The organism is [Lactobacillus] timonensis, assembly GCF_900240275.1.
Taxonomy (GTDB): domain Bacteria; phylum Bacillota; class Bacilli; order Lactobacillales; family Lactobacillaceae; genus Limosilactobacillus; species Limosilactobacillus timonensis.
Genome location: NZ_LT964762.1, coordinates 1 through 6,791 on the forward strand (window position 1 = coordinate 1; position 6,791 = coordinate 6,791).

Sequence of the window (6,791 nt, forward strand, 5' to 3'; positions counted from 1 at the left end):
GTATTTTGGGAGGCATCGACGGTCCGGTCGATGCCTTTTCTATTTATTTTAAAGGAAAATGGATCTCAATGAAATCCGAAGATTTCATCGAGATCCATTTTTTATTAGGGACTTATGTCACAGCCCCTACCTGTCAACAGGATTTGACAAAGAGCCGTAAAATACCGGGAACTTACCGTCCAGAAAGCAGCTTAATAAAGATGTCCAATTTTAAGGGTTCACTTTATCAAGCCGTGCCTTGAAAGTCTTTTTTGATTATCCCAATGAGAACTTTAATCGTGATGGCGTGAACGTGTCCCTAAAAAGTAAGCACCAACGGCTAACAGAATCAGTAAGCTGATAATGCCCAAGCCGCCACCCATCCACATAAAGGGCATACCGCCAGTAAAAGCCCAACCGCACATCATGGTCACCACTTTCCTAATTATTTTAGTTTCAGTATACGCGCCTTTGCCAGGTACTACCAACCGTTCTGCATTATTTTAAGCTGTTGAGTAGTTGACTTTGTTCATTGGTGGTTAACGGTAAAATTGGTAGGCGCGTGCTTCCGACTAACCAGTGTTGGGCGTTCAGCGCCGCTTTGACGGGTGCCGGTGAGGGTTGTGTGAATAGTGCTGCCATCTTCGGCATTAAACGTCGTTGAATTTGCCCTGCTTGGGTGATATCGCCGTGGTTCAAGGCGCGGCGCATCGTCGCCATTTCATTTCCAAATAAATGACTCGCCACTGAAATCGTTCCCTGACCACCCAAGACGAGGGTGGTCAAGCTCTGAGCATCTTCGCCCGTGTAAACGAGAAAATCTTTAGGCGTCTTTTCAACAATTGCGGCCAATTCTTCATCGGAACCACATTGTTTGATTCCAATTCTGTTCATGACCACGGCTTGGATTAAAGTTAACATAAAATATATCACCTTGGCTTACCATTGAAGTTCATTACCTTCTGACTTTCCCCAATCAAGCTCGTGATCCCTTTTCCCGTCATCTTGCCAATGACTGGCTAACCTCATTCTACAATTCGCCTAAATAAATCTTTGAGTCGGTTAGCAACTTCTTTACGATCCTTGAGTGCCAGAATACTTGTACAGTCATTACTACAATGAAATTGACATCTCTGCCAAAGGCTACCCTGAAATTGCGTAGTGATTGCATCCTTTAAGCCACAATGAGCGTCTGAAACAAACATATCAACGTTGGTAAGGCCCCGCTGTTTAAGTTCACTAAAGAAGTCCATCCATGCAGCTTTTGATTCACTATCACCGATATCAAAACCGAGCACTTCTCGACGACCGCTAGGGTCGATTCCAATCGCAACGAGTAAGCTATTACTTGTCACAACGTGACCACGGTGTACCTTAAATAAAATTGCATCGGCATACACAAAAGCATACTTTTGCGTAAGGGGACGTCGGTTAAAATCCAGCACTTGGTCGTCCAAATTATTGCATAAAGCCGAGACCGTACTTTTAGAAAAGGTTGTCCTACATAACTTCTTAGTAATCTCAGCTACTTTACGTGTTGAAACACCTTGGATTACCATTTCCATTAATGCCAAATCAAAGGCCTGCTCACTACGCTGGTAGCGTTTGAACAGCTGTGTTGAAAAATTGCCATGACGGAGTTTAGGAACGTGTAGTTCTAGAGACCCTACGCGGGTGGTAAGCTGACGAACCCGATAACCATGCCGTGAATTGGTTCGTTCATCCGAACGTTCATAAGCCTTAGCTTTAATCTGCTCAGTCGCTTCGGACTTAAGAATTTCGTCAAGGATCTTGGTCATAATTGATTGCATGGCCTTATCCCGATCACCTAGTAATAGTTCCTTTAATTCGTCATCTTCTAAATTTAATTCAACCTTTGGCATAATGAAGTTCCTTTCAGATTTCACAAAGTCCTATTTAGAATTTACACCAATTATACGGACATAACCGCAGTTTTTTTCCAGTGGAGAGTGTAACATCTGTTAATGTTAGTGCGGTAACTAAAGTAGGCATATTTCTCTGCGTTAATTTCAACTTTGTCTCCTCCATTTTTTTGAAATACACTTTATTAAAACAGTCATATGTGTCGTAAATATGGAGAAGCCAGCATATATAAAAAAGAGTGCCATGTGACACTCTTTTTGAGCTATTTAATATCAACAACACCGACAAATTCAACATCATCAATTGCAGTTAAGTAAAAACTATCAGTTGGTCCAAGTATTGCAAGTTGACCATTTTTGATTGTACATTCTTGATCTGGTGTGGTCAGTTTCACCGTCCCTTTTAAGGGAATGAGAACTATATTTCCAGGTACAGGGTGAAATTCTCCGTTGTTTGTCACTGTATTTTTCTTTAGTATACGATGACCAACCCGTCTTTGACCATTTTCGTAAAGGTGTTCATGGACCTCATCACCGCGACTACCAGTTAATATTTTCATATAATATATACCCCCAAGTTAATTGACTTTTTTACGTGGCTTTTCAGTATTATTGGAATTTTGTTGAGTGTTGTTTCCACAGCCGCCCATACTACCAGAGCCACCGTGCATACCCTTGTGCATAAATAGCATCATGAGTGGGTGTGCTAGAAGAAAAAGGGCTATCAGAATCCATTGTGACATAGTTTCACTTCCTTTTGCTTTGTTTCTATAATAAGTTTTTGTCATCACTTAATTACACGTTTTTAATCTTTTCACCAGTCAATCCCATCGCATTAATTGCCACGATAATTGTCGACATTGCCATGACCGCAGCACCAACGGCTGGGTCTAGAATGATTCCAATAAATGACAACACACCGGCAGCGAGTGGAATTGCGACAATATTGTAGCCTGCTCCCCACCAGAGATTTTGAACCATTTTCCGATTTGTGATTTTAGCCAAATCAAGAAAATGTAAAATATCGCTGGGTTCTGATTTAACCAACACAACATCAGCGGAATCAATGGCAACATCGGTTCCGGCGCCAATTGCAATTCCAATATCGGCCGCGGCAAGACTTGGTGCGTCATTTACGCCGTCACCAACCATGATGACGTGATTGCCCTTTGCTTGATAATCAGCAATAATCTTTTGCTTATCATCTGGTAATAGGCCTGCATGGAATTCAGTCAATCCTAGTAAGTTAGCAACGTGTTCCGCGGCTTTTGGATTATCGCCAGTGAGCATTACGGGGGTAATTCCTCGCCTCTGAAGACCACTAATTAATTCCTTAGCACCCGCTTTGATGGTGTCGCCTTCAGCAACCATTCCTTGAACTTGGGTGCCCTGCAATAGGAAGCTGACGGAATTACCCTTAGCAGCCCATTTATCAGCAGCGGCCTCGTCAAACCTGATCCCTTGCTTCGTTAAATAGTTACCATTAACAATCGTATAGTCAGTGCCATCAACATTACCGGAAATCCCAACGCCCGGAATATTTTGAGACTTTTCAGCCGCAACGACTTCAATGTCCTTCGCTTGGGCTTCAGTAATGATTGCTTGGGCCAGCGGATGAGTCGAATTATTTTCAAGGGCGGCCAGTCGGCTTAATAACGTTGTTTCGTCAATCCCATCATTTGGAATCAATGCATTCACCGTAAATTTACCTTCTGTTAACGTGCCAGTTTTATCCAAGAGAACGTGGCTAACATGTTGACTTGCTTCAATGGCTTGGCGATTTCGAACTAATAGCCCATTTTGAGCGCCAATCGTAGTAGAACGAGAAACCACTAATGGAATCGCTAATCCTAATGCATGCGGGCAAGCAATCACGAAGACGGTCACCATGATCGTCATTGCAGTCGCCAATCCCTGGGGTAACCAGGCAAAGAAAGCAATAATCCCAACACCCAATGCCGCGTAAAATAGATACTTGGCAACTAAATCAGCTTTATCTTCTGCTTTAGATTTAGCTTGCTGGGCATTTTGAACCATTTTCATTACTTGAGAAAGATAGCCGGAGTCACCAGTACCACTAATTTTAACCGTTAGCGTCCCGTTATTGTTGGTTGCACCACCAATGACCTTATCGCCAACGTTCTTGGGAACGGCAGCAGATTCACCGGTTACCAGTGCTTCATTCACGGTCGACTCCCCAGCCGTAATAACACCATCGGCTGGAATACTCTCACCTGAACGCACTTGGAAAGCTTGACCAACTTTTAAATCAGATACTGGCACTTCTTTTGTTTCACCATTATCTGTAACTAGATGGGCCGTCTTAGGCAACAGGGCCGCCATCTTTTGTAAGGCATTCCCAGCCCCCATCAATGCATTCATTTCAATCCAGTGTCCTAGAAGCATAATTAAAATCAGGGTTGCAAGTTCGAACGAAAAATCCATTACATGATTTGCCGGGTTCAAGAAGTTGTTGGCAATAAATGCGTACAAACTGTAGAAATACGAAACGGAAATTCCAAGGGTTACTAGCGTCATCATTTCAGGAGATTTATCCTGAATTTCCGCTTTAGCCCCCTTTAAAAATGGCATTCCGCCATAAAAGTAAAGTGCTGTATCAAACAAAACGATGATAATGCCAACAATTAGCGGTGAACTGAAACTAAGGATGGAAACGTTTAAACCCATGATTGGTGCTAACAGTAAAACTGGAATCGCTAAGACAACGGAGACCCAAAATTTAACTTTCAAATTCCCCATATGCATCATTGAGCCACCGTGCATCATCATGTCAGTCCCAGCCATATCCATATCACCGTGATTCATGTTCATTTGGCTGTGATCCATTTCAGCCATATCGTGGTCCATGTTCATTTGATTATGATCCGTTTCGGTCATATCGTGATCCATATGACTCATATTTGATTCATTATTTTCCATATTCTTAGCACTCATGTTTTTCATGTTCATATGGTCCTCTTTATTTGCCATGATTATCGACCCCCTAAAAATAAGTGTGCGTAGCAAAGCGGTTAGAAGCCGGAATATAAGTTCCTTGTGTGGAAATCCCCGGGCTCGGGATTTTTCCACCAGGTTTTTATATTTAGGCTTCTGCTTTGCGGAGCACCATGCCACTATATGAATGAGAATTACGACAAAAATTCATAAGTTTCCGCCATCAGAAATCCCAGATTCTGGATTTTTGTGCAGCAATCCTAAAAGTAAACAGAACACCACAGTCTTAACACGTTTGATCACCTGGCAAGCAGTTACACTGAACTTCCTCGGGCGCTGTTTTGGCCTTTTCAGCTAGAATCGCTTGTAAGTTCGCAATATCCGCCCGTGAGAGTTCCCTTGACTGAATAACGCCGGCAATTGTTGAACCAGCCCGCATCGCACACATATGGTCAAACAAATCATCTGCCGCTGCCGCCATTGATTCCTTCTCGCCAACAACCGGCTTATACGTGAATGGTCGACTGCCGCCATGCTGCGAAACCGCCTGTTTTTGAATCAACCTGTGAAGTAGCGTTTTGGTTGTTGAAGCTGACCAGCCTTCTAATTCGTTCATAGCATCGATTAGTTCACGACTAGTCGCATGTCCCATTGTCCAAATTGCTCTCATAACCATCCATTCAGAATCGGTGATGGTTACATTCTTTGCATCCTTCAATTGGCTTCCTCCATTAATTGAATTCTAAGTTTACGTTTGTAGCCTCTTAACACTTATTAGTTTACAACTGTAGTTACAATAATGCAACCTTTCTGCCAGAAAATACCATGACATTAAAAAAACGCCTAGATAATATTCCAGGCGTGGTTTGATACGATATGTTAAATTAATGATCTGGGAATTTTTGGTTTTCTTGTTAGTATGGTGAAATGCCTCTTAGAACCTGTCTAGTATCTGCTGAATCTGGTAGAATTGTGGAAAACCGACTGAGGAGTTTGTCATGCCAGATTATCCAAGCAATATTTCTCGAGCGCAATTTGCGTTAATACAACCTGATTTAGAAAACTTCCGCAAGCATACAAGACCGCGTCGTTATGATCTTTGTGACGTATTCAATGCCATCCTTTACTCGCTTACTACAGGGTGTCAATGGCGTGAATTACCGCACGATTTCCCGGAATGGCACACTGTCTACCACTATTACGATATGTGGCGAGATAAACCAGACCCGACAGCCGATTCACTATTAGAAAGTCTTTTAAAAAAACTGTTGCTTACTATCGCTTTGCACAGGGCCGATCGGCCCGAACGTCGTTTGTGATTGTTGATGCTCAAAGTGTTAAAACCACTGATTTAACGAAAAATAGTGGCTACGATGGCGGCAAAAAGATTTCAGGGATTAAGCGTCATATGGCGGTTGATATTAATGGTTTACCACAAGCCGTTCTCGTGACACGAGCTAATGTATCAGATCGTTCAGGTGCATTGGCTATGTTTATTAGTTTGGCTAGCCAAAATTTAGAGCTGGTTCAGCATGTCATGGTTGATGGTGGCTACACTGGCAATGACTTTGCGGATCAGGTGAAGCTCATTTTGAATGCTAAGACGACGGTAGCTAAACGCAACGAGTTGCATATGTTCACGGTGTTACCGCAACGATGGATCGTTGAACGTTCATGGAGTTGGCTAGACAAATGTCGGCGACTTTGGAAAAACTGTGAACGTGCCCTTAACAGCAGTCTTCAAATGGTTGTATTGGCCTTCCTGAAGATAGTTCTTAAAAGATACTAGACAGGTTCTAAGAGAAAACGTGTGCAGGAGCAGGAAACTTATGAAGCACAGAATACTTTGAACCGCCAGTTTGAACAAGCTGCCGCAAATCAGGTGTGGGTGACGGACACGACGGAAATTGCCTACAACATTCGTAAGTACAAAGTCCGTCTACACGTTGTTCTGGATCTATACGGTCAATACCC

General features: G+C 42.7%; 8 protein-coding genes and 3 pseudogenes. 3 read left to right on the plus strand and 8 right to left on the minus strand.

Annotation, left to right across the window (positions count from 1 at the left end):
- Positions 1 to 242, plus strand: a 242-nt coding sequence (locus C1710_RS08275; RefSeq protein WP_204758473.1) for a hypothetical protein, incomplete at its 5' end; no start/stop codon positions are given.
- A 30-nt stretch (positions 243 to 272) separates the two neighbouring features.
- Here C1710_RS08275 and C1710_RS08465 read toward each other — a convergent pair.
- The 8 genes and pseudogenes from C1710_RS08465 to C1710_RS07880 form a co-directional block, all read right to left on the minus strand.
- Positions 273 to 407 carry a hypothetical protein gene (locus C1710_RS08465; protein WP_003645890.1) on the minus strand — a complete coding sequence of 45 codons (135 nt, stop codon included), beginning with the start codon at positions 405 to 407 and terminating at the stop codon, positions 273 to 275.
- A 70-nt stretch (positions 408 to 477) separates the two neighbouring features.
- A complete protein-coding gene (locus tag C1710_RS07850; RefSeq protein WP_235858020.1) occupies positions 478 to 900 on the minus strand; it encodes a dihydrodipicolinate synthase family protein in 423 nt (140 codons plus the stop codon).
- An 18-nt stretch (positions 901 to 918) separates the two neighbouring features.
- Positions 919 to 1,002, minus strand: a pseudogene (locus C1710_RS08485) (PbsX family transcriptional regulator); the annotation flags it as partial.
- Between the two features lie 20 nt (positions 1,003 to 1,022).
- A pseudogene (locus C1710_RS07860) lies at positions 1,023 to 1,862 on the minus strand (IS256 family transposase); the annotation flags it as partial.
- A 263-nt stretch (positions 1,863 to 2,125) separates the two neighbouring features.
- The gene (locus C1710_RS07865) at positions 2,126 to 2,422 is read right to left on the minus strand and encodes a hypothetical protein (RefSeq protein ID WP_002817475.1); all 297 of its coding nucleotides are present in this window, start codon (positions 2,420 to 2,422) and stop codon (positions 2,126 to 2,128) included.
- A gap of 18 nt (positions 2,423 to 2,440) precedes the next feature.
- On the minus strand, positions 2,441 to 2,605 hold the full coding sequence (locus tag C1710_RS08215) for a DUF2933 domain-containing protein (RefSeq protein ID WP_003688746.1): 165 nt from the start codon (positions 2,603 to 2,605) through the stop codon (positions 2,441 to 2,443).
- 52 nt (positions 2,606 to 2,657) lie between these two features.
- A complete protein-coding gene (locus C1710_RS07875; RefSeq protein ID WP_102281842.1) occupies positions 2,658 to 4,853 on the minus strand; it encodes a heavy metal translocating P-type ATPase in 2,196 nt (731 codons plus the stop codon).
- Positions 4,854 to 5,103: 250 nt separating this feature from the next.
- The gene (locus C1710_RS07880; protein WP_002817470.1) at positions 5,104 to 5,535 is read right to left on the minus strand and encodes a CopY/TcrY family copper transport repressor; all 432 of its coding nucleotides are present in this window, start codon (positions 5,533 to 5,535) and stop codon (positions 5,104 to 5,106) included.
- 280 nt (positions 5,536 to 5,815) lie between these two features.
- On the opposite strand from C1710_RS07880, the gene C1710_RS07885 reads away from it, so the two are divergent.
- Positions 5,816 to 6,606, plus strand: a protein-coding gene (locus C1710_RS07885) for an IS5 family transposase (protein ID WP_102281844.1) whose coding sequence is annotated in 2 segments (ribosomal slippage) — positions 5,816 to 6,083 and positions 6,083 to 6,606 — 792 coding nt in all. Because the reading frame shifts where the segments join, the coding sequence is not laid out codon by codon here.
- A gap of 9 nt (positions 6,607 to 6,615) precedes the next feature.
- Positions 6,616 to 6,791: pseudogene (locus C1710_RS08385) on the plus strand (IS3 family transposase); the annotation flags it as partial.